17 protein-coding genes are annotated in these 21,590 nt (G+C 51.3%); 10 read left to right on the forward strand and 7 right to left on the reverse strand.

Annotation, left to right across the window (positions count from 1 at the left end; genetic code table 11):
- Window positions 1–40: 40 nt before the first annotated feature.
- Both A9B99_RS15800 and A9B99_RS15805 read left to right on the forward strand, forming a co-directional pair.
- Window positions 41–1,123, forward strand: coding sequence for an MBL fold metallo-hydrolase (locus tag A9B99_RS15800; RefSeq protein ID WP_064599110.1), 1,083 nt, complete (start codon window positions 41–43; stop codon window positions 1,121–1,123).
- Between the two features lie 120 nt (window positions 1,124–1,243).
- Window positions 1,244–3,172: a sensor domain-containing diguanylate cyclase gene (locus A9B99_RS15805; RefSeq protein ID WP_082917893.1), complete on the forward strand. Its 1,929-nt coding sequence runs from the start codon at window positions 1,244–1,246 to the stop codon at window positions 3,170–3,172.
- On the opposite strand, the gene dhaM is transcribed toward A9B99_RS15805, so the two are convergent.
- Genes dhaM through dhaK form a run of 3 tightly spaced genes read right to left on the reverse strand, consistent with a single transcriptional unit; the run spans window position 3,173 to window position 6,330 of the window.
- Complete coding sequence (gene dhaM, locus A9B99_RS15810) at window positions 3,173–4,606, reverse strand: dihydroxyacetone kinase phosphoryl donor subunit DhaM (RefSeq protein WP_064599112.1); 1,434 nt, start codon at window positions 4,604–4,606, stop codon at window positions 3,173–3,175.
- 3 nt (window positions 4,607–4,609) lie between these two features.
- Window positions 4,610–5,257, reverse strand: coding sequence for a dihydroxyacetone kinase subunit DhaL (dhaL, locus tag A9B99_RS15815; protein WP_064599114.1), 648 nt, complete (start codon window positions 5,255–5,257; stop codon window positions 4,610–4,612).
- 2 nt (window positions 5,258–5,259) lie between these two features.
- Window positions 5,260–6,330, reverse strand: a complete 1,071-nt coding sequence (gene dhaK, locus A9B99_RS15820) for a dihydroxyacetone kinase subunit DhaK (RefSeq protein WP_064599116.1) — start codon at window positions 6,328–6,330, stop codon at window positions 5,260–5,262.
- Window positions 6,331–6,942: 612 nt separating this feature from the next.
- Here dhaK and A9B99_RS15830 point away from each other — a divergent pair.
- Together A9B99_RS15830 and dhaR are read left to right on the forward strand one after the other, a co-directional pair.
- Window positions 6,943–8,040 (forward strand): glycerol dehydrogenase, encoded by a 1,098-nt coding sequence (locus A9B99_RS15830; protein WP_064599120.1) that lies wholly within the window; start codon window positions 6,943–6,945, stop codon window positions 8,038–8,040.
- Window positions 8,041–8,269: 229 nt separating this feature from the next.
- Window positions 8,270–10,183, forward strand: a complete 1,914-nt coding sequence (gene dhaR, locus A9B99_RS15835; RefSeq protein ID WP_064599122.1) for a dihydroxyacetone kinase operon transcriptional regulator DhaR — start codon at window positions 8,270–8,272, stop codon at window positions 10,181–10,183.
- Window positions 10,184–10,217: 34 nt separating this feature from the next.
- Here the strand turns inward: dhaR and acuI are convergent, their stop codons facing one another.
- The 3 genes from acuI to A9B99_RS15850 form a co-directional block, all read right to left on the reverse strand.
- Entirely contained in the window at window positions 10,218–11,207 is a 990-nt protein-coding gene (gene acuI, locus A9B99_RS15840) for an acrylyl-CoA reductase (NADPH) (protein WP_064599124.1), read from the reverse strand.
- Window positions 11,208–11,228: 21 nt separating this feature from the next.
- Window positions 11,229–11,858 carry an acrylate utilization transcriptional regulator AcuR gene (acuR, locus tag A9B99_RS15845; protein ID WP_231889204.1) on the reverse strand — a complete coding sequence of 210 codons (630 nt, stop codon included), beginning with the start codon at window positions 11,856–11,858 and terminating at the stop codon, window positions 11,229–11,231.
- Between the two features lie 196 nt (window positions 11,859–12,054).
- Window positions 12,055–13,251 (reverse strand): MFS transporter, encoded by a 1,197-nt coding sequence (locus A9B99_RS15850; RefSeq protein ID WP_064599127.1) that lies wholly within the window; start codon window positions 13,249–13,251, stop codon window positions 12,055–12,057.
- Window positions 13,252–13,764: 513 nt separating this feature from the next.
- Here A9B99_RS15850 and A9B99_RS15855 point away from each other — a divergent pair.
- The 5 genes from A9B99_RS15855 to A9B99_RS15875 all read left to right on the forward strand — a co-directional run bounded on the left by A9B99_RS15855 (window position 13,765) and on the right by A9B99_RS15875 (window position 18,869).
- Window positions 13,765–15,837 carry a DUF4034 domain-containing protein gene (locus A9B99_RS15855; RefSeq protein WP_064599129.1) on the forward strand — a complete coding sequence of 691 codons (2,073 nt, stop codon included), beginning with the start codon at window positions 13,765–13,767 and terminating at the stop codon, window positions 15,835–15,837.
- A 179-nt stretch (window positions 15,838–16,016) separates the two neighbouring features.
- The gene (locus A9B99_RS15860; protein WP_064599131.1) at window positions 16,017–16,397 is read left to right on the forward strand and encodes a MerR family transcriptional regulator; all 381 of its coding nucleotides are present in this window, start codon (window positions 16,017–16,019) and stop codon (window positions 16,395–16,397) included.
- Between the two features lie 106 nt (window positions 16,398–16,503).
- Window positions 16,504–16,893: a carboxymuconolactone decarboxylase family protein gene (locus A9B99_RS15865; protein WP_064599133.1), complete on the forward strand. Its 390-nt coding sequence runs from the start codon at window positions 16,504–16,506 to the stop codon at window positions 16,891–16,893.
- 182 nt (window positions 16,894–17,075) lie between these two features.
- Window positions 17,076–17,693, forward strand: coding sequence for a TetR/AcrR family transcriptional regulator (locus tag A9B99_RS15870; protein WP_064599135.1), 618 nt, complete (start codon window positions 17,076–17,078; stop codon window positions 17,691–17,693).
- A 3-nt stretch (window positions 17,694–17,696) separates the two neighbouring features.
- A complete protein-coding gene (locus A9B99_RS15875; protein WP_064599137.1) occupies window positions 17,697–18,869 on the forward strand; it encodes a multidrug effflux MFS transporter in 1,173 nt (390 codons plus the stop codon).
- A gap of 183 nt (window positions 18,870–19,052) precedes the next feature.
- On the opposite strand, the gene A9B99_RS23920 is transcribed toward A9B99_RS15875, so the two are convergent.
- Window positions 19,053–19,214: a hypothetical protein gene (locus tag A9B99_RS23920; protein WP_156519076.1), complete on the reverse strand. Its 162-nt coding sequence runs from the start codon at window positions 19,212–19,214 to the stop codon at window positions 19,053–19,055.
- A 551-nt stretch (window positions 19,215–19,765) separates the two neighbouring features.
- Between A9B99_RS23920 and A9B99_RS15880 the strand changes: the two genes are divergently transcribed.
- Window positions 19,766–21,439, forward strand: a complete 1,674-nt coding sequence (locus A9B99_RS15880; protein WP_064599139.1) for a methyl-accepting chemotaxis protein — start codon at window positions 19,766–19,768, stop codon at window positions 21,437–21,439.
- The last annotated feature ends 151 nt before the right edge of the window (window positions 21,440–21,590 follow it).

Raw genomic sequence — 21,590 nt, forward strand, 5'->3', positions numbered from 1 at the left:
GCTTAGCCATCTCTCTTTTCTCAGCTAAAGTGGGTGGCTTATGTATGTTTTGCTGGTGGTGGCAATCGTTGTATTTGGTGTGTTTGTCTGGCTAAAACAGCCCCAGTATGTCGCACCTGAGTGTGATGCCGGAAGCGAAAGTGCACTGTACCGTGACGGCCAGTTCAGTAACCCGGTTGCTCCTGCTCCGGTCAGCTCGGGGCGTTCCCGAAGTGTGCTGGCTATGTGGTATCGTTTTTTGTTTCTAAAACCGAAAGACGCTATACCGCAGCAGGCATTGCCTTCGGTTAAAGTGGACCTGCATGCGCTGTCGCTGACTGATAACGTGATTATCTGGATGGGGCATTCCAGCTATTTTTGCCAGGTTGACGGGTACCGGTTTTTGGTTGACCCGGTGTTCAGTGACGAGGCTTCTCCGGTACCGGGAACCAACCGGGCCTTTAAAGGCAGTAATGTTTACCATGCTATTGATATTCCGGAAATAGATTACCTGCTTATCACCCATGATCACTGGGATCACCTTGATTACCCCACGGTTTCTCAACTGCGTGACAAAATTCGCCATGTGGTCACACCCACTGGTGTGGGATCTTATTTTAGAAAATGGGGTTTTCCTGAAAGCGTTATTACCGAAGGGGAGTGGTTCAGCACAGTAGAGCAGGGCGATTTAACACTGCATATTTTGCCCAGCCAACATTTTTCCGGGCGCTTATTTAAACGTAACCCAACTTTGTGGGGATCATTTGCCATTATTACGCCGCATCATCGCCTTTATTTTGGCGGCGACAGTGGTTATGGCCCGCATTTTCAGGAAATTTACCAACGGGTTGGGGCGTTTGATATCAGCGTGCTTGAGTGTGGGCAATACGACGATGACTGGCCGCGTATCCACATGACACCGGAACAAACTGCGCGGGCAGCATCTGATTTGCACAGTACTGCGTTGCTGCCATCCCATAATAGTAAATTCAAGCTGGCGCACCATGCCTGGTATGAACCACTGGAGCGCATTTCTGCCGCAAGCCAGCACCACAGCTGGCGGCTAAAAACACCACGCATTGGTGAACGCATTAACATTGATGACCCGCAACAAGTGTTTACAGACTGGTGGCGTAACCAGTAAAACCCTGTTGGCCGGTGCTAAGTGAGGTAAACAAGGCAGTCTCTGCCTTGTTTTTTCGCCTCATATAACGCACGGTCTGCGCGCTCCAGGGTATCGCAAAAGGTTTCTGCCGGTTTTTATATGCGCTGGATTCCAGTTAGTGAGATGCTTTATGCTTTGTGGGCATTAACACGCCGCTTACTGGCTGCCATTACTACACTTTCTGTAAAACTTTCCATACAAACGAGGTTCCCTGTGCGTATCGCCACAATCACTAACTGGGCTTACGGCATTACCGTGGCATTCACGTTAATTTCTGGTGGTGCGTTGATTCTTGCCTCCCGGGCTGATACCGCTGAGCGCGAGGCGGTGGCGCAAAGAGCCTCGCTGGATGACCTCAGCGAGCAACTGGATAAAGATATTTACGGAGAAAGCGATCTTGCCCGCGACTATGTTATTGACCATGATCCGCAGGATTTGCAGGCGTGGCAGCAATTACAGGTTGTTGAAAATAAAATGGAGATTCGGCTGGAACATTACCGGGTGCGGGGGATCCCCGACAGCGCGCTGGATATACTGCGCAAAGCGCTGGCGCAGAGCGATGCTTTAACAGCACTTCAGCGCCAGGCGATGGCTGAGAAAGATGGCGGGAATGACCATCAGGCGGTGAATTTACTGTTTAACCGGGAATACCAACAGCAACTGGAACAAATAGATAGCGCGGTAACGTCGTTTTATAACCAGGTAAACGCCCAGGCGCAAAATATAGTGGTGCAAACCGGGAAAACGGCCCGCCAGCTACGCACCCTTTCTGAAGTTATCGTTGTGATGACATCCGGGTTATTTTTGCTGGTGCTCGGGGTGATTTTACGCCGCCGCTTATTACAACCTGTAGTTAAATTGAGTGATGTGGTCAGTCGCCTGGCGGCCCAGGACTATGCCGCTGAACCACCCGATTACCGCCAGATTGACGAAATTGGCGATATGGCTCAGGCCCTGCGCATATTTCGTGAAAATGGCCTGGTGCGCCAGCAACTGGAGCAGGAGCGCGAAGCAGACCTCGCCCGGCGGCGTTTGTTGGCAACCATGGCTCAGCGCCTCCAGGCCTGTGAACATCGAAAAGATATCTGGCGGGTTGCGGGCGTCTTTGTGCCAGAAATCGCGCCAGGTATTGGTGGGCAGCTTTTTGTGCAAAAAAATGCTTCAGGTGAGATGCATTGTGTTGCCGCCTGGCAAGGTATGACACGCGATTCAGCGCCTTTTTTACCCCAGGCCTGTTGGGCGATTCGCCGTAGTCACCGCCACAGTGCCACTCTGTTGGGCCCGGATATGCGCTGCCTGCACTTGTCTGAATCTGGTGAAGACTCTCGCCATCATGTTTGTGTGCCGTTAATGGCTTACGGGGAAAATATTGGTGTGATGGTGCTGCGCCAAAATGACCCGGAAGCTGAATTCCCGCTTCTGTATCTGGATTTGGTGGCAGAAACGCTGGCGCAGGCACTGACCAGCCAGAAATTGCGCGAAGCCTTGCAGGAAAAGGCGTTGTTTGATTCCCTTACCGGGTTGCGTAACCGCTATTATCTTGAAGACGCCCTGAAAAATTGCCTGGATCAGGCAAGCCAAAATTCGCAACCAGTCAGTTGCCTGATGGTGGATATTGATAATTTTAAACAACTCAATGATAAGTTTGGCCATGAGGCGGGCGATGATGTGATTCGCCAGGTTGCGGCAACCCTTAAACGGGTGGTGGGCGAACGGGGCCATTTGTGGCGCTACGGCGGAGAAGAATTTCTGATTTTGCTTCCTGAACTGAACAGCACGGCGGCAAAAAGCGTGGCATGCCAGGTGCTGGAGCATGTCGCAGCTATTAATCAGCTACCGGATTACCAACGCTTTGGTGCGGTTACTGTCTCTGTGGGCGTGTCAACCTGGCCGGAAGACGCCCGCCAGGAGCAACTGATCAGCCGTGCAGATGAAGCGTTGTATCATGCAAAACACCTGGGGAGGGCTCAGGTGGTGGTAGCCTCAGAGTTGCCGCCACCACCTGACGGGCTTGAAGTCACCGGGTGATCAGCACTCAGCGCCCGGCCGGGTGATCTTGCCTGTACTGAATACACTAATGGCTTCGCCTTCCTGCCAGTTATCCAGTGTGTCTTCCAGCCCGGTCAGTATGACGATGCCGCGCTGACGGGCAATAATGGCACTGTGGGATTGCGGGCTGCCGGCGCGCAGGCAAATAGCACGGACTTCATCCACAGGCAACTGCATCGCCAGTGACGGCCACAGGTTTTCAGCACACAATACGCTGCCCGCAGGGAAGGTTGGCACGGCAAGCGGTATACTGAGCAGGTGGCACAACGTGCGGTGCAAAATATCGTCTATGTCAATATAACGTGCCTGTAAATAGGCATCGTCCAGCCCGCGGTAACTCTCTGCCACGCCGGATATCACCTGAAACCATGCCAGTGCGGCACTTTGTTGGTGCTGCTGCATGTGTGTGCGGGTTTCAGCCAGTAAATCCGGGTCATCCAGCAATGTATGCTGCCCACTGAAAATCGCGGCAATATCTGCCAGCCCGTCGTGTTCCGCCTGGTGAGCCAGAGCCAGAAGGTCATCCAGTGTATGGTTGATAGCCTGTTCCAGTGCGGAAAATGACGCTGTTGACCGGGACAGCGCTTCTGGCGTAAATGGCGCGTTGTCCTGTGCCAGCCAGTGAACAACACCCGTTATTTTGGCCGGTAATTCAGTGGCTGTACCTGCTGTGCCTGGTCTTTCACCAAACTGGTTTTGTGCCAGAGCCAGAAACGCGTCAATGGCCGCCGCGGCATCCGGACCCTGGGCGATTAACCGCAATGTATCGCCACAGCGTACCTGGAGCAGGGCAATCTGGTTGAGGGTAATCGGCGAGATACATTTGCCGTCTTTCTCCAGCGACAGAGCGGCATTAAACCCACTCAGCGCTGCCACCAGGTGGGCCGCCGGGCGCACATGCAGCCCATGAGGGTTAGTGACCACCCAACTGGCTGTCATGGCGCTCTCACCTGGTGCCTGCGCCAGCGCAACCGGTGGAGGCAATGGTGCGTTCTCTTCCACCCCTAACTGGGCACGCTTTGCCTGCAGTGCATTTTCTGCTTCAGCTTTTACGCGCTCGATACTGGCTCCTGTAGCGGCAATGCTGGCTGCTGCCAGCGCCCCTTCCACCAGAGGTGCGGCACAGAGTGTGACTTTGGCTGCGACCTCCGGGTCAAGCAGTTCCAGCGCTGTTTCAGCGCTGAGCAGGGCGCTACCCATATCCATCAACACCAGAATATGGGCAGTATCGGCAACGGAGTTGATGGCATCCATCACTTTTACCGGATCGGTGCCGATGGGGAAGTCCGGGTCATCCAACCCGGCGGCGACAGCTATCCGGCAGTTCGTTTTCCCCTGCAACATTTGTTGCGACAACGCACACACGCCTTCACCCAAAGCGGCACTGTGTGAAACGATAACCAGATTAACCATATCTCATACTCCCTGTGGCTGTGCGGCTTGTGCCAGCGCCTGCATCATAAACATCACTGAGGTTGCCCCCGGGTCCTGATGGCCAATACTGCGCTCACCCAGATAGCTGGCACGGCCTTTGCGCGCCTGCATGGTAATTGTGCTGTGCGCTGCTTCTTCAGCACACCTGCTGGCGGCAGCGAGCGCATCATTCAGAGGTATCTGTTGCAGGCTGGACTGGCGTAAACTTTCAACCACCGGCCACCAGACATCACACATGGTTTTGTCTCCTGGCTCGGCTTTGCCACGGCTGGCAACACCTGCGGCACCTTCCTGAATGACCTGAGTCAGTTCCTCCAGGGTAAGTGCCTGGTGTGCCTGAGCGGGTTGGGCTGCGCGCATAAAAAAGGTACCAAATAGTGGGCCGCTGGCACCGCCCACGCTTGAAAGCAGCGTCATGCCGGTATTTTTTAATATAAAACCGATGTCTTTATCGGCCACTGCCGGGAGTTTCTCTGCCACTTTATTAAACCCACGGTGCATATTCAGACCGTGGTCGGCATCGCCGATTTCTCTGTCCAGCCCGGTCAGAAAGTCACTTTCCCGAGTGAATACTTCAGTACACAGCGTTAACCAGTTGACGATTTGTTCACGGCTTAATGACTGGCTCATGATTATTCTCCCCATCTCAGTGCAGGTGTGTTGACTGGCGCATCCCACAATGACAGCAGGTCATCATCTACTTTTAATAAGGTAATGGAGACGCCGGACATATCCAGGGAGGTACAGTAAGACCCCACCAGGTTGCGCTCAATGATTAGCCCGGCTTGCTGGCAACAGTGTGCCAGCCGGTCATAAACACCATACAATTCAGACAGTGGCGTTGCGCCAAGGTTGTTCACCAGGGCAATAACCCGGTCGCCCTGTTGTAACGCTTGTTTTTGTTCTGTGTGTTCCTGCCATTCACCCTGGCTGCAGTCCCACTGGCGCAGGGTGCGTTGCCAGGTACCATTTTCCAGCAGTGTGGCGAACATGGCATCGACAGTATCGTTAAGGTTGGTAAACGCCCGGCGATCAATGCCGGGTTCACCATGAATACCCACGCCGAACTCCATTTCATGTTCATTCAGGGTAAACGACGGCGTTCCGGCAGCTGGTACGGTACAGGCACTGAGTGCAATACCAATCGAATGCCCCTGATTATTAATTTGCCAGCCTAACTGCGCACACTGGCTTAATGAATCACCACGCTGTGCGGCCGCGCCCAACAGCTTTTCAATCAGCACTGTGTTCGCCACACCCCGGCGCCCTGCGGTATACAGGCTGTCTTTTACTGCCACGTCATCATCAACTATCACCGTCGCGACCCGCACACCACTCTCGTGTAGTAATTCTGCCGCGGTTTCAAAATTGAGAATATCGCCAGTGTAGTTTTTGACTATCATCAGTACGCCTTCACCGCCATCTATTGCCTGGGCGCACTCGAAAATTTTATCCGGAGTGGGTGAGGTGAAAATTTCTCCCGGGCAGGCACCGCTCAACATTCCTTTGCCGACATAGCCACAATGCATTGGTTCATGCCCGCTTCCACCGCCAGACAGCAGCGCCACTTTACCACTCACGGGGGCATCGGCCCGGGTGACATAAAGTGGATCCGGGTGCAAGCGCAATGTGGGGTGCGCTTTTACCAAACCGGTAAGTTGTTCCGTTAGCACAGTTTCAACATCATTAATCAGTTTTTTCATTTTGTTTGATGCTCCATTTCAGGGGGGCTGGTTGACAGAGAGTTTCTTATGTTCACCACATTATTCTTGCCTGGGCTTTCGTGAAATAAAAAAACCAAAAATGGCGTTCCATTATGGAACTCAAAAATAAATATATGTTCCATTATGAAACGTATGTTGGTTGCTGAAATAAAAACTGCGACTGATGTCAAATAAACTAATGCCAGACCAGGTTTGTTATGCCAGAAATACAAGGTTTATTGTGAATGAGGCGGGTGGTTACTCTTTTTCTGTGTATGCCTCTCCGTGGTTTTTACTCTAAAGGAACAAACTAAACCCGGCTGTAGCAGGCGGTTTTCCCATTTTTGAGTGATGTCTGGATCGCAATTTCGCCTGGTTTTTTGGATATCTGTTTCTGATTGAAACGCAGTATTTATTAATTTGTTTCAAAATGAAACGTTAATATTTTTTGTTTTTTATCTTTTGGTGAGGGCCAGAATGACATCAGTGCATTAAACAGTGAAAGGATATGGCCCAATTAATGCCGGAGCGCTGAGGTGAAACAAGGGTTATTACAACCCGATTCCGGTCGTAATACGGGCAAGAAAACAACCTGGTTGTGGAGGATAACCAATGCTCAATGTAATTCAGTCCCCTTCTAAATACTTGCAAGGCCCGGATGCAGCAGCACTGTTTGGCGAGTATGCCAAAAACCTTGCAGACAGTTTCTTCGTGATTGCCGATGATCTGGTCATGAAACTGGCCGGAGAAAAAGTGATGAATGGCCTGCACCGTAATGACATTCAATGCCATGCCGAACGTTTTGGTGGCGAATGCAGCCACAATGAAATTAACCGCCTGATAGCACTGATGAAAGCCCAGGGAAGTAAAGGCGTCATTGGCGTTGGTGGCGGGAAAACACTCGATACCGCGAAAGCCATGGGTTACTACCTGCATATGCCGGTGATTGTAGTGCCCACTATTGCTTCTACTGATGCACCAACCAGTGCATTATCCGTGATTTATTCCGATCAGGGCGAGTTTGAAGAATATCTTATTTACCCGAAAAACCCCGATATGGTGGTAATGGACACCGCCATTATTGCGAAAGCGCCGGTGCGCCTGCTGGTGGCGGGGATGGGGGACGCGCTTTCCACCTGGTTTGAAGCCAAAGCCTGTTATGACGCCCATGCTGTGAGCATGGCCGGGGGGCAGTCTACTGCCGCGGCTCTTAGTCTTGCCCGCCTGTGCTATGACACTTTACTGGCGGAAGGGGAGAAAGCACGCCTTGCCGCCCAGGCGGGCGTGGTAACTACGGCGCTGGAACGGATTATTGAAGCCAATACTTACCTGAGTGGTATCGGTTTTGAAAGTAGTGGCCTTGCGGCGGCTCACGCCATTCATAATGGGTTTACTGTGCTGGAGTCCTGCCACCATTTGTATCATGGTGAAAAAGTGGCTTTCGGGACACTTGCTCAACTGGTGCTGCAAAATAGCCCAATGGAAGAGCTGGAAACCGTACTGGGCTTCTGCCACCGGGTCGGTCTGCCGGTTACTTTGGCTGAAATGGGTGTCACTACCGATATTGAAAACAGCATTATGGCGGTAGCGAAAGCCAGTTGTGCTGAAGGTGAAACCATCCATAATATGCCGTTCCCGGTTACTCCTGAACAGGTTTATGGTGCCATCCTGACCGCCGATTTACTCGGCCAGCAGTGGCTGACGAAGTAAGATTATTCCCCCGCCATCAGGAAACTGGCGGGGGATTAACAGAAATATGATCCGTCTCGCCCCCTTTTTTTGCCAGGCAGGGATAATAATGGCCTGATATTCTTCACTCTTCGAATTGCAGTTATGCTGGCTGCTCTCATCACCTGGTCACTGGCGGGTGCCAGCCTCTGAGGTGTTTGCCTCGCTGTAACTCGAATTATTTTGCTTCCAGGCAGCTACCGGATCCCGCATGACAGATATCGTAACGTCCACGTCTGAATATCCGCCTTATATCCATGAATCCTGGCATCGCTGTGCCGCGATGATGCACCCGGAAACCTGGCGCCAGCCGCACCGGGCTCTGGGCGTTACATTTCGTTCTATTTGCCAGCGCAAAGCTGCGTTAATAACCATTGCTCAGGCGGCACTGGAAGATGCGCTGGAGTTTATGGACCGGCGGCATTGCGCACTACTGGTGCTGGATGAGTCTGCCTGTTTGCTGGAAAGTTGCGGGCACCCACAGACGTTAGCCGCGCTGGCTGAACTGGGCTTCAGCGCCGGGTGCTATTGTTCGGAAAGCATTATTGGCAGTTGTGCGTTATCCCTTGCCGCTCAACTGGGCCAGCCGGTTAAAACCACAGGTCGTGCGCATTTTAAACAGGCGTTGTTTGACTGGTGTTTTTGTGCCACGCCGGTATTTGATAACCACGGGCGGCTGGCGGGTTCTGTGGCACTGGTGTGCCGGAGTGAAGAAACTTGTCCCGGTGACTTGCCACTGACGCTGGCCATTGCCCGTGAAGTGGGCAACTCATTGTTGACCGACAGCCTGCTGGCAGAGTCAAATCGCCACTTAAACCAACTTTATGGTTTGCTGGAAAGTATGAACGACGGCGTACTGGCCTGGGATTCTCAAGGTATTGTGCAGTTTCTGAATCCGCAGGCGGCCGAATTATTGCTGTTACAGCCGCAACTGAGCCAGGGACAACCGTTACAGGAACTGATTACATTACCGGCATTACTACGCAGAAGTATTCGTAAGCGTCAGCGCCTGAACCATGTTGAAGTCACTTTTGAGAGCCAGCACCAGTTCATTGACCTGGTGGTGACGCTCAAGCCCATTCATGATGCTCAGGGCGACAGTTTTATTTTGCTGTTGCATCCGCCTGAGCAGATGCGCCAGTTAATGACCAGCCAGATAAGCCGGGTCAGCCATACTTTCGAACAAATGCCTCAGCAGGACGCCGATTCACGGCGTTTGGTGCACTTTGGGCGTCAGGCGGCAAAAGGCAATTTTCCGGTCTTACTGACTGGTGAAGAAGGTGTGGGGAAAACCAGGCTCAGTGAAGCTATTCATAATGAAACCCGCCAGGCGGGTGGGCCATATATTGCCATTAACTGCCAGCGTTTTGCCGACCCGGACGCGGTGGCCGATTTCCTGGGTACTGGTCCAACAGATGAGCAAAACGGCCAGTTAAGTAAGCCTGAACTGGCTCATGGTGGAACGCTCTTTTTGGATAATATTGAATTTTTACCGGGAGAGATTCAGTCGGCGCTATTGCAGGTTATCAAGCAAGGTATGGTTACCCGCCTGGGTTCCCAGCGCATGATCCCGGTGGATGTCAAAATCGTGGCGGCGACAGGGCAAAACCTGGAAGACCGGGTGGCGCAAAAACAGTTCAGCCGTCAGTTGTATTACGCTTTCCATGCCTTTGAAATTCACATTCCGCCACTGCGCCAGCGTAAAGCCAGTATTGAGAAACTGGTGCGCCATAAACTGGCGCAGCTGGAAAAGCCTTTCGCTGTCCGTTACCGAATTGATGATGAAGTACTGGCTCAGCTGGCGGATTATACCTGGCCTGGTAATGACTTTGAGCTGAATACCGTGGTCGAAAATATGGCAATGCGCAGTGATAATGGGCGTATCCGGCTAAGTAACTTACCCGATTATTTATTGAGTATTTCTGCATCCGGTGAATCGACCTGGCCTGCCATGGCGTCGGGCTTATCTTTTCCGGCAATAGAACGGGATGCCATCGTACATGCAGCCAGAGTGACACAGGGACGGGTTCTTGAAATGTCACGCCTGCTTAATATTGGCCGTACCACGTTGTGGCGCAAAATGAAGCAGTACCATATTGATGCCAGGCAATTTCGGGAACGATAAACCCCGCCAGAAGCCAGCCAGCGGGGCAGAGTGTTTAGCGGTTTACATCCACAACCAGGCGGCCACGAATTTTCCCGGCCAGCAAATCACTGGCGGCCGGAATCGCTTCTTCCAGGCCGATGGTGCGGGTGATCCCTTCCAGCAAGGAGAAATCCAGCGTTTCAGCCAGGCGGGACCAGGCTTCAGTGCGTTCTTCATAAGGCCGGGTCACACTGTTAATGCCCAACAGGCTCACACCGCGCAGGATAAACGGCGCAACGGTTGACGGGAAATCCATACCTTGCGCCAGCCCGCAAGCGGCAACCGCACCATCGGCTTTAGTCGTTGCACAGGCGTTTGCCAGCGTGTGGCTGCCAACGGAATCCACCACGCCAGCCCAGCGTTCTTTCCCTAACGGCCGGCCCGGCTGGCTGAGGGTGTCGCGGTCGATGATCGTGCTGGCGCCCAGTGTTTTCAGGCCTTCGGCCAGTTCAGGGCGACCGGTGGATGCCACCACGTTGTAGCCCAATTTTGCCAGCAGTGCGACAGCCACGCTGCCAACACCGCCATTTGCGCCGGTAACCAGTATTTCACCATCCTGCGGTTTAATGCCGTGGCGCATCAGTGCCATCACACACAACATGGCAGTATAACCAGCGGTGCCAGTCGCCATTGCCTGAAACGGCGTAATACCTGCTGGCAGTGGCACCAGAAAATCGCCATTAATCCGCGCCTTTTGTGCCAGGCCACCCCAGTATTGTTCACCAACACCCCAGCCATTCAGCACCACTTTGTCGCCCGCTTTGAAGCGCGGGTGGGTACTGTGTGTGACAGTTCCCGCAAGGTCAATACCAGGAACCAGTGGAAAGGTGCGTACTACCGGGCTTTTTCCGGTAATTGCCAGCCCGTCTTTGAAGTTCAGTGTGCTGTATTCAACATCAATTGCGACGTTTTCATCAGGCAACTGGCTTTCATCCAGGCAGCGGGTTGTGCAGCGGTAGCCGGCGTCATCTTTTTCTACCAGCAGAGCATTAAACTGACTCATAAAAACTCCTGTTAGCTTGTATTAAATTCGGGGGAGACCGGCAAGGAATCCTGCGAGGAATAACCGCATCGGGTCTTCACTGCGTGTCAGGCGGGCGCGCAATACCGCACCTTCCCAGCCAATCCAGAAAAAGGCGGCCAGTTGTGCGCAATCTGCACCTGGCGCGAGAGTGCCATCGTCGCGTGCGGCTTGTAATGTTTGTTCCACCAGAGCTTGCCAGCCTTGCAGCACAGCCTCCAGCCGGGCGCAAAAATCAGCAGAGAGTAACGGGCCTTCTTGCCCAAGGTTGCCAACCAGGCAGCCCCGGGTGAACTGGTACTTCGCCATGCCTGCGCAGGCATGGTCAACGAAATCCGCCAGGCGGCTGAGAGGAGGGCGAGCCGTGTTATTCAGGTGTTTTTCCAGCATGCGGCGAAAGAAGGCGTCGTACCACTCAAGCACTGCCATTCCCCAGGCTTCTTTGCTGGAAAAGTAGTAGTAAAACGACCCCTTAGGTACACCAACCGACTTCAGAATTTGATCCAGGCCAGACGCGGTAAAGCCATGACTGGTCATTGCTTCTGTCCCGGCTCTGAGCAGGGCCTGTTGGGTTTCTTCGCGGCTGCGCCCTTCTTTGGGCGGGCGACCACGGCGCTTTTGTATCGTGGGCATGTTCATGGCGCTTAATTTAGACTGGTCGTCTATAAAATGCAATAATAATGGCACAGTAAAGTAAGGGTTTTAGGGTTTTCCAGAATATGAGGATGGAGATGTGTCTGGAAGTGGAATTAAGAACGGTCTGCCGTGGCAACCGCCACCACCCCGGAAAGCCAGGGTGTTGTATTGATGCGGGAATGGCATAACTGCCTTAAGCTGTATTTTTTTTCTGCTGAGAAGGGGAACGGGTGTTAACCCATAACATTAGCCCCCAGCCGACCATCACCATGATGGCCGCGCACAGGTATATCGATTGCATACCCCACAGGCCGCTTACCCACCCGGCAACCGGCCCGGTAATTCCCAGCGCCAGGTCAAGAAATGCGGAAAAAACCCCCAGTGCTGACCCCTGATTTTGTTCTTCCACGCGGTTAACCGCTTCAACACCCAGTGCCGGGAATACCAGTGAGAAACCAAAACCTGCCATAAATGCTCCGGCACCGGCAAGCCAGGCATTTGGCGCGAGCCAGATAAGCAATAACCCCAGACACTCCACGATAAAACACACCAGTGACACCCGTATACCACCAAACCGGATTATCGTATTACTCAGAACCAGGCGGACGCAGATAAACCCAATACTGAACAGTGAGAGCGTAAAAGCTGCGCCCTGCCACTGGCGTTGAGCAAAGTAGAGGGTAATAAATGTGGCAATAACCCCAAAACCAATGGTACCCAGACCCAGCCCCATCCCGAACGGGAACACGCGGGCGACAACTTTATGAAATGGCGCGCGTTTACCTGCGACCACTTTGACGTCCGCTTTACCACGGGCAAAAAACAACCCAATGGTTGCGATAACAATAATGAGTATTGAAAAGCCGGCTAACCCAAAATATTGGTTCAGAATAACACCGAGCGGTGCACCGGATGCCATGGCGACATAAGTTGCTACGCCATTCCAGGAAATCACCCGGGAAGTATGAATACTGCCCACCGTTTTAATGCCCCATAACGTCGCGCCAGTGGCGGTGAAGCTTTCGCCCACACCAAGAAACAGGCGGCCAACCAGTAATGCGGCAACGGCCAGGGCAGGCGAATGGGTAAGAAACGCGGCAATCAGTGTGGACAACCCGCTCAGCCCACAACAAATAATCCCCAGGGACACCACTTTTTTGGGACCCCAGGTATCAGTGTAACGCCCGGCATGGGGGCGGCTGAACAGAGTGGAAATGTACTGAATACTGATAACAATGCCTGCCAGCAACGTACTGTAGCCTAAATCGTAATGTACAAAACTGGGTAAAACTGCCAGCGGCAGCCCGATAGAGAAGTAGCAAATGCAGGTGAAAACAACGATTGAAATAATGCGCAAATTCAGTTTGGCGCCAGTTAATGGGGCGGACATGACATATCCCGGACAGCAGATTGGTATGACAAATGTAACTGATCAACAAGGCTGGTTACCAGTGCGTAATGTTACTTTTGTTGTCGCTGGTTGTTACCCAAGAAATGCTTTGTGTTTCGCCTGTACAAGGTTGTTGTATGAAAAATTATTGCCCGGCATGTCTGATTGCCACAGTGTAAATATTTTTTAGTTTACTAGTATGGATGATTATAGTTCACCTGATTATTCATTATTGGACCTGAAAGGTAATTTAAAACTATTTTTTAAAAAAATGTGCATTTGATGGTGATTGACTTAATGATTTCTGAAAATAAACATGGTGTAGGATAATTCTTAATTTCATCTTTCGGTAATGTATTTAATTTCAATTAATTACAGGTAAACCAACTAAACCTGGTAAATTGACTTACAGCAATGCCTGCGCCAGGATCCAGCCAATTTATGTTTATTTTTGCCGGTTGCAGGGATCTTTGCGACTGGCTTGTCTTGTTTGAGAATTAATGGGGCGTGTGGATGTATTCATCTCTGGATGAATTGTATGAATTGCAGCACCACCTGCATTGTTTGCTAAAAGAAAAAAATTACCGGGCACTTAGCCGGATTTTTGACTCTGTTCGGCAGGCTCAATATACGGACTTGCCTGCGGGTGGACGGGGATTGATAAGTTCGCTGGCTTTTTTGTTTCCACAATATCAGCTTGCTCGCGACAACGTTCATGCCGAGTTACTGGCATGGCACTTTGCCTGTCCGGAAGATGCCACGCCTTGCTTATTGCTGGCAGAAAGTTGGTTTGCTATTGCCAGTGAAACACTTCGGACCGGTGTATCTGTTGCCCCTGGTGAACAACCTGTACCTCGTGTGGTGATTGCAAATACCGCGGGTTTTTCATGGGCAGTACAGGCGATAGCTTCAGGCGGTTATTGCCCCGAAGTCTTTATGCTGTTGATGAATGCAACGGGTTACCTGGGTATGCCTGGTGGGGTGAGAAATGGCTTATGGCCAGTGACGTTTCCGGCACATCAGTTTGATGAAGACACACTGGCATTTGCCCGGCAGTTTGGCGCGTTACCGCTCAATAAAGGGTCCGTCTCTCTGGCATTGCGGTTGCCCACTTACTCAGAGACCCGCTTCCCCGCCCTGTATTGGTTTAACCGCACACTGGAGTGTGACCCGGAAAATATTGTGGTCCGTGAGCAGTGGGTGCGGTTATTGTCCCCATTACATTATGGCGACACTCATTACCAGGCAGTGAAGCGCTTTCTCAGTAGCGAACATTGCCAGAGCCTGAGTTTGCAGGATCGTAACCAACTGCGGCGCATAGAAGTTTATGACAAGATAAATAACCCGGTGTTGTGGCCTCTGCCGGGGAAAACGTACCGTATTCGCCGTCTGGATGCGCGCTTTCGCCAGTTGCTGTCTCTTTCTTTACATCCGGAAGCTCAGGCCAGCGGTTATTTGGCCTATGCCCGGTTTTGCGAACATTTTTTGCTTAACAGGTACGGGCGAAAGTGGCGGTTAACATCCTGGTTTGCCGGGCAGATTTATCAGTGCGTTGCTGCACTTGTTGTAATAGACGCTCCGGCTTTTTGGTTGACACACAGCAGTCAGGTCTTCTCGCTTCTGGCACTTGCGTTGGGCAATGAAAATGCTCCACAGGCAGACAGGCAGCAGGTGCTGTCGAGTCTGGTCGCACTGACCCGCGCCCGGGGAAGTTCTGTACTGGATGCCTTGCTGGCATTACTGGCAGCGACACCAGATGGTGTTTCAGGTCTGAAACAGGCGCTATCTGCCAGCCAGTTACTGGCGCTGCAGGACAGAATTCAGCACGCGGCTGCGGCAGAGTTTTGGCAGGCCTGTAATAATCTTGCTGCGCTGGGGTATGGCAAAGCGCTGGGGAAAATACTTATGCGCGCGGCACAGCAGGGAGGGCGCCAGGCAGCACTTTTTTTGGCCGATGTTCAGTCGGGTGCGAATCCACGGACTCTGTCAGCCATGGCTCTGCCTGAGAATGAATTACAGGCACAACGCGTCTTTGTCCAGGCAGGTGACCAGGGGGATGCTCACGCCTGGTTTTTACACAGCCGGTTACTTGAAAGGCAACTCATGCGGGGATCTCCGCCAGGAGAAGTAATACGCCTCGCAGAGGCGAGGGAACAGTTGTTATACCAGTCTCAGCAAGCCGGGCACGCACTTGCCCACTATGACCTTGCCTGTACACTGGTTCTCTCTGACTTTTCTGAAAAAGTTCAGCATGGACTGGAGCAACTCTGCCCGGCAATTTTGCTGTCGGGGAATATCAGTGGTGATTACCGGGCTTATATCGCCTATCTGTTTGCATACTGTGCGTTGCATGGGCGCGGAATGGCAAAAAACTTATGGTTGGTGGATTTCTGGATACAACGCGCCTGGTTGTGGAGCCTGTCGCCTCGTTATCTGCAGTTTCGTGATGATGTCGTTTCCCGCTACCCGTTGTATGTGATGTACCGGCGGCAGGTGAAAAAGCACCAGGCAAGTGTCCCTGAGTGGCAGAAACGGCTTATCCGGCAACTGGGTTTTGATACTGGCTGTGTGGAGGTACAGGCATGATTGTTCTTGCTGGTTTCATGGTGCTGCTGGCGGCACGTTATGCCTGGCGATGGAGAACGCTGTCCGGGAGAGACACACCTTTTCCCCGAAAACTCTGAGTGAGGTAAGGTAAATAAAAAAAGCCTTATTCCTCTTCACTGAAAATAACGCCACCACACGACTATAATTCTGGAGAACTGATGAAAATTGCCCGTTTTGCCGAACGTACTCAGTTAAGCCCGTATACATTGCGTTATTACGAGACTCTGGGTTTGCTTCGTATTGCACGCGATACCAGTGGCCACCGGCAGTTTAATGAAAAAGATATTGAATGGGTCAAATTCATTACCCGGCTGAAAGAAACCGGCATGCCTCTGGCGCAAATCTGTGCCTATGCGGCGTTACGGGAAAAGGGGGCTGTCACTCTTTCCCAACGGCGGCAAATGCTGGCGGAACACCAGGCGGTATTGCAGGCGCACATCGCTCAGGCTCAGGCGCATCTGCAGGCGCTGGACAATAAAATTGCTTTCTATGATGAGGCATTGCGGGAACAGGTGGCGCATCAGAATGCTCAGGTGTGATTATCTTCGTGAATAAGTGGCCTTTTTGTTGCGGTAATATTTTCTTGACTTAGAGTTAACTCTAACTTTTAGCCTGTTACCTGTACTGATTAACCGGAGGTAACACATGCAACAGTCACGCTATGAAAAAGGGTTAACAAAGCTTGCTGAAATTGATGGTGAAGCAGGCGAAAAAGTGGTTAACGGGCTGGCGGATATCTGCCCTGATCTCGGCCGCTATATTGTGGAGTTTGGTTTTGGTGATATTTATTCCCGCCCGCAACTCAATCTTAAATCACGGGAAATCGCAACGGTTGCGGCGTTGACCGCGATGGGCCATTGCGAGCCTCAACTGGCTGTGCATATTCAGGGAGCACTGAATGTTGGTTGCAGCCGCGAAGAGATTACAGAAGTGATGTTGCAAATGGCGCTGTACGCAGGGTTTCCGGCAGCGCTGAAAGCGGTCGCTGTCGCGCGTGGTGTGTTTGCTCAGGCTGAGCGTGAAGCTCATGCATAACAGTAACAATGTGCCAGTCTTCTGGCACATTCCCTGCTATTTCCCCACATTCCTCCTTGTTTCCTCCCCATTGGCACAAATTGCTTACCACGGTTTGTTGAATCTTTTCTCTGCCTGGATGAGAATGAATGTTCTCATTTGTGGGGTGTGATTCCCGCAATTCCTGCTATCACGGAATATTTATGACTACGGACCGTATAAGCCGCCAGGATGCCAGGCGAGACGCAATTATTCAGGCTGCCCGAACATGCTTTCGGGATAAAGGGCTGCATGGTACTTCTATGGCGGATATCGCCCGGGAAGCGCAACTCGGGCCGGGCCAAATCTACCGCTGTTTTCAGAATAAAGACGCCATTGTGGAAGCGATTATCAAGGTGATTATTGGTGCCCGGGTGGAGCATATGCTGGCCGTCAATCATGATTTAGTGCGCAAGGCCGATGAGTTTACCCGTGGCCTGGCTGGTATTGCCGCATTTGACAGCCACGATGATGCACTGTTGCTGGAAATCAGTGCTGAAGCAACCCGTAACCCACGCATTGCTCAACTGGTGGTTGAGGCGGACTTGCGTTTATTTGAACAAGGATGCGCCATGCTGAAAGCGCGCTATCCGCATCTGGATACAACGCAAATCAATGCGCTAAGTGAAGTAATGGCGGTGCTCACTGAAGGCACTCTGGTTCGCCGCCATGTTCGCCTGCACCGGCCAGTTGATGCGCAATGTTTGCAAAGTAATTACCTCGCCATATTGCACACTCTGTTTCCAGACACTCAGCGCAACGACACCAGTAAAAAGGAATAAATCATGTCAATACAACAACGTACGCAGTATGCTCTGATACTTGGCATGCTGGCTGCGTTGGGGCCACTGTGCACCGATTTTTATCTACCTGCGTTGCCGGATATTACTGCGCATTTACAGGTAGCCACTTCGGTGACGCAACTGACTCTCACCGCGTCTCTGGTTGGTTTGGGGTTGGGGCAACTGGTTTTCGGCCCGTTAAGTGACCGAATGGGGCGCAAAGTACCTCTGTTGGCTTCTCTGGTTATTTTTATTCTGGCATCAATTGGCTGTGCGATGGCAACCCGCATGCCTGATTTAATAGTGGCACGTTTTATCCAGGGGCTGGCCGGGGCGGGGGGAGCAGTATTGTCCCGGGCCATTGCGCGTGACTGTTACGCCGGTCCAGAGTTGACGCAGTTTTTTGCTTTACTGATGGCGATTAACGGTGTGGCTCCGATTGCCGCACCGGTATTAGGTGGGCTGCAACTGGCGCTGACCGGCTGGCAGGGGTTGTTTATTACTCTGGCCCTGGTGGGGATTGCGATGCTGGTTGTTGTGTTCACCCAATTAGCCGAGAGTTACCCGCCTCAACGGCGGCAAAAACAGCAAGGTAATATGGCAGCATCATTTATTGCAGTGATGCGTGAACGGCGATTCATGGGGTTGTGCCTGGTGCAGGGGTTTATGCTGGCCGGGTTATTTGCGTACATTGGTGCTTCATCTTATGTTTTTCAGTCTCACTGGCAACTGACGCCACAGCAGTATAGTTACCTGTTTGCTTTGAATGGTGTCGGGCTTATCGTATTTTCCCTTGGCACGGTGAAACTCTCGGGGCGTTGGGGAGAAAAGCCTGTTCTGGTTGGTGCTCTGGTTCTGTCGGTCATTGCCGCAGTAATACTCTTGCTGTGTGGTGTGGTGGGGGCACCGCTGTCGGTTATTGTTCCTGTGTTGTTCGTAGCCGTATCCATTAACAGCGCAGTCTGTACCCTGGCCGGAGCCATGGCGATGCAGGCACAAGGGCAACATTCAGGTACTGCATCCGCTTTTTTAGGCACCTTAATGTTCATAATGGGGGGCGTGAGCGCACCTTTAACTGGCATTGGCGGCACCTCTTTTATTTCTATGGGCGTGGTTCTGGGTGGGAGCTATCTGCTGGCGCTGTTAAGTTATGTACTGATAGCCCGCAAAGCATAACCGGACGAATCTTCCATGCAGCGCAACGTGTCGGGTGTTTTTAGCGGGTAAATGGGGTCTGCCGTCAGTTGCAATAGTGGCGGGTTTTACCGTCCCGGCGCACGAAAAACAATGTCATGCATTAAACAAGAAGGAAACCCTGAGGGTTTCCTTCTGTGCGTTCAGCAACGGATAAGTGCCAACTTAGCGTGGTTGTACTGGCCGTTTGTTATCACCGTTACTGTTCTGGCCAGGGTCTTTTTTGTTCTGCTTCTGCTGGTTGTTTTGCCCGTGCTGTAGCGCAGCCTGAACAATGGGAGCAACGGCAAAGGCCAGTAAAGCAGAAAGTGCGACAAATTTGTTCATATCATCCTCAGACTGAGCTTCAATGGCTTCCCGTTAACGGGACTTCATCGGGTTCTTTGTTACAAAAGGGAGGGCTGTTTCCTGACTCGTTATTAACTGAGGTATATAAGGGAAATTGTGAGCAAAGTATGGTTTTTTTAATTCAGGTTGTTCTCTGTGGTAACGCAAGGATAGATTAGTAGGAATGAAATGTGTTTTATTCTCAGTTATCTCTGCTTAATTAATGAATAAATCATACTTTTGTTGGATTGTTTTAGTTTTAAAAAAATAATTATTTTTTGAATAAATTTTGTTGGTGAAATTTTTTGCGGTTTTTTTTGTTTTTCCATCTTTATTTTTCAAAATGCAGTAAAAACAAAATGTTACATTTGTTTTTCTGTGAATTTTTTTGTGAGATAAATGATAAAAATATTAACTAAAAATGTAATTGTGCCGATATTAATTACAGGTGTTGCGCTCCAGATACGGAAATACTGCAACAGCATTATGCTGTATTCCTGTTTCTCATCTCAACACCTGGCTTGTTATCACTTAAATACTCCGGGGGTTATATGCACTTTATTCGCAACCTTAAAATAAAGGTTATAATGTTATCTATCCTTATCCTGTTCACTCTGTTGTGGAGTGGGGTCTCTTTTTTCTCTCTGCATGCACTGGGCAGCCTGAAAGAAGAAGTCGAGCTCACCAATGTCCAGCAGGTGAATGGCGACATTATTAATGGTGCCAGTTCGCGTTACTACCAGGTTAAGCTGGCTATGGACCGTGCGATGGTCGCACAAAAAAATGGGGATACAGCCAGTTATCAGCAGTTAGTGGATGGAATTGGTAAGGATATTGATTTCCTGCAAGGGGGGCTTGATCAGTTCAAAGTGACAGACCATGCCAACATCAGTAGTGCTGCTATTGATAATATTTACAACAGCTCTCTGACACTGTTTACTCAGGCAATTAAGCCAATGTTCGAAACGGTGAAGGCAAATAACCTGGACGCCTTTACTCAACTGACAAATGATAAATATAATCCGCTGCGGACCAATTTCACCGACGCCATTCTCGCTTATAACCAGGAGATTCATGATCTTAAAACAGCAGCCAATGGTCGTATTCATAATTGGGTTTCTGTGTCGCGTACCACTATTATTATTACGATGATTATTGGTCTGGTGATCCTGGTGCTGAGTGAGCGTTACTTATCTGTGTTCCTTGGCCGCCCGCTGGAGTGGGTAAAACAACATTTGCAGGTGTTATCACAAGGTCATCTGGATAAATCCACGCAGCCACTGGGCAATAACGAAGTGGGGCAGTTAATTCCCTTTCTGGAGACCATGCAGCAAAATTGGGTGAAAACCGTTTCGCAAATTCGTGGTAGTGCCAGCGAGATTTACCACGGCTCCAGTGAAATTGCCGCAGGTAACGTCGATTTGTCATCGCGTACAGAAGAGCAGGCAGCAGCGCTGACTGAAACAGCGGCCAGCATGGAACAGTTGAGTGCTGTGGTAAAACAGAACGCTGATAACGCAGCCCAGGCCAGTACGCTGGCACAAACTGCATCCAAAGCGGCGAATGAAGGTGGTGAAGTGGTACAGGGTGTTATCAGTAGCATGAAAAATATCACCAGCAGCTCACAAAAAATCGCCGACATCATCAATGTTATCGACAGCATTGCATTCCAGACCAACATTCTGGCGCTTAACGCCGCGGTTGAGGCGGCTCGTGCTGGCGAACAAGGGCGTGGGTTTGCGGTGGTAGCCAGTGAAGTGCGTAACCTGGCCCAGCGCAGTGCGGGTGCGGCAAAAGAGATCAAAACTCTGATTGATGAATCAGTCAGCAATGTTAACACCGGTTATGAGCAGGTCTCCCTGGCAAACACCACGATGGATAACATCCTGAAATCTGTTTCCAGTGTGACCAGCATTATGGCGGAGATTGCATCGGCATCTGTGGAGCAAAGCAAAGGTATTTCCCAGGTGGGAAGTGCGATTTCTCAGATGGATACCGTAACACAACAGAACGCATCGTTGGTGGAAGAGTCTTCCGGCACGTCGGCGTCACTGGAAGAGCAGGCTCACCGGTTGACTGAAATTGTTTCGGTGTTCCGCTTGCCGGGTGATACGAGTGGTAATCAGGGGCAATCAGCAGCGCGTAAAGGACTGGCTCCGGCGAGAAAAAGTCAACTGGCGCTGGCGGGCGGTAGCTCCAAAGAGAGTGACTGGGAATCGTTCTGAGTTTATTGCTACATGACTATATTAAACGGGGGCTTCAGGCCCCCGTTGAGTCGGTTGACAAACCTCATGTTCGCACAGAACGAGAGGATGTCACCCAATAAAAAAACAGGAAAATCAAGTCATTGATTTTCGCCTGCTAACTAAAAAGAAG

The sequence above is a fragment of the Mangrovibacter phragmitis genome (assembly GCF_001655675.1).
GTDB lineage: Bacteria > Pseudomonadota > Gammaproteobacteria > Enterobacterales > Enterobacteriaceae > Mangrovibacter > Mangrovibacter phragmitis.

What these genes read in the sequence shown, in the direction of transcription:
- A9B99_RS15870 (WP_064599135.1), top strand. Translation starts at nt 17,076, where the DNA reads ATGACTACGGACCGTATAAGCCGCCAGGATGCCAGGCGAGACGCAATT.
- A9B99_RS15805 (WP_082917893.1), top strand. Translation starts at nt 1,244, where the DNA reads ATGCGCTGGATTCCAGTTAGTGAGATGCTTTATGCTTTGTGGGCATTA.
- A9B99_RS15855 (WP_064599129.1), top strand. Translation starts at nt 13,765, where the DNA reads ATGTATTCATCTCTGGATGAATTGTATGAATTGCAGCACCACCTGCAT.
- A9B99_RS15830 (WP_064599120.1), top strand. Translation starts at nt 6,943, where the DNA reads ATGCTCAATGTAATTCAGTCCCCTTCTAAATACTTGCAAGGCCCGGAT.
- dhaL (WP_064599114.1), bottom strand. Translation starts at nt 5,257, where the DNA reads ATGAGCCAGTCATTAAGCCGTGAACAAATCGTCAACTGGTTAACGCTG.
- acuR (WP_231889204.1), bottom strand. Translation starts at nt 11,858, where the DNA reads ATGCCCACGATACAAAAGCGCCGTGGTCGCCCGCCCAAAGAAGGGCGC.
- A9B99_RS15880 (WP_064599139.1), top strand. Translation starts at nt 19,766, where the DNA reads ATGCACTTTATTCGCAACCTTAAAATAAAGGTTATAATGTTATCTATC.
- A9B99_RS15860 (WP_064599131.1), top strand. Translation starts at nt 16,017, where the DNA reads ATGAAAATTGCCCGTTTTGCCGAACGTACTCAGTTAAGCCCGTATACA.
- dhaK (WP_064599116.1), bottom strand. Translation starts at nt 6,330, where the DNA reads ATGAAAAAACTGATTAATGATGTTGAAACTGTGCTAACGGAACAACTT.
- A9B99_RS15850 (WP_064599127.1), bottom strand. Translation starts at nt 13,251, where the DNA reads ATGTCCGCCCCATTAACTGGCGCCAAACTGAATTTGCGCATTATTTCA.
- A9B99_RS15875 (WP_064599137.1), top strand. Translation starts at nt 17,697, where the DNA reads ATGTCAATACAACAACGTACGCAGTATGCTCTGATACTTGGCATGCTG.
- acuI (WP_064599124.1), bottom strand. Translation starts at nt 11,207, where the DNA reads ATGAGTCAGTTTAATGCTCTGCTGGTAGAAAAAGATGACGCCGGCTAC.
- A9B99_RS15800 (WP_064599110.1), top strand. Translation starts at nt 41, where the DNA reads ATGTATGTTTTGCTGGTGGTGGCAATCGTTGTATTTGGTGTGTTTGTC.
- dhaM (WP_064599112.1), bottom strand. Translation starts at nt 4,606, where the DNA reads ATGGTTAATCTGGTTATCGTTTCACACAGTGCCGCTTTGGGTGAAGGC.
- A9B99_RS23920 (WP_156519076.1), bottom strand. Translation starts at nt 19,214, where the DNA reads ATGAACAAATTTGTCGCACTTTCTGCTTTACTGGCCTTTGCCGTTGCT.
- A9B99_RS15865 (WP_064599133.1), top strand. Translation starts at nt 16,504, where the DNA reads ATGCAACAGTCACGCTATGAAAAAGGGTTAACAAAGCTTGCTGAAATT.
- dhaR (WP_064599122.1), top strand. Translation starts at nt 8,270, where the DNA reads ATGACAGATATCGTAACGTCCACGTCTGAATATCCGCCTTATATCCAT.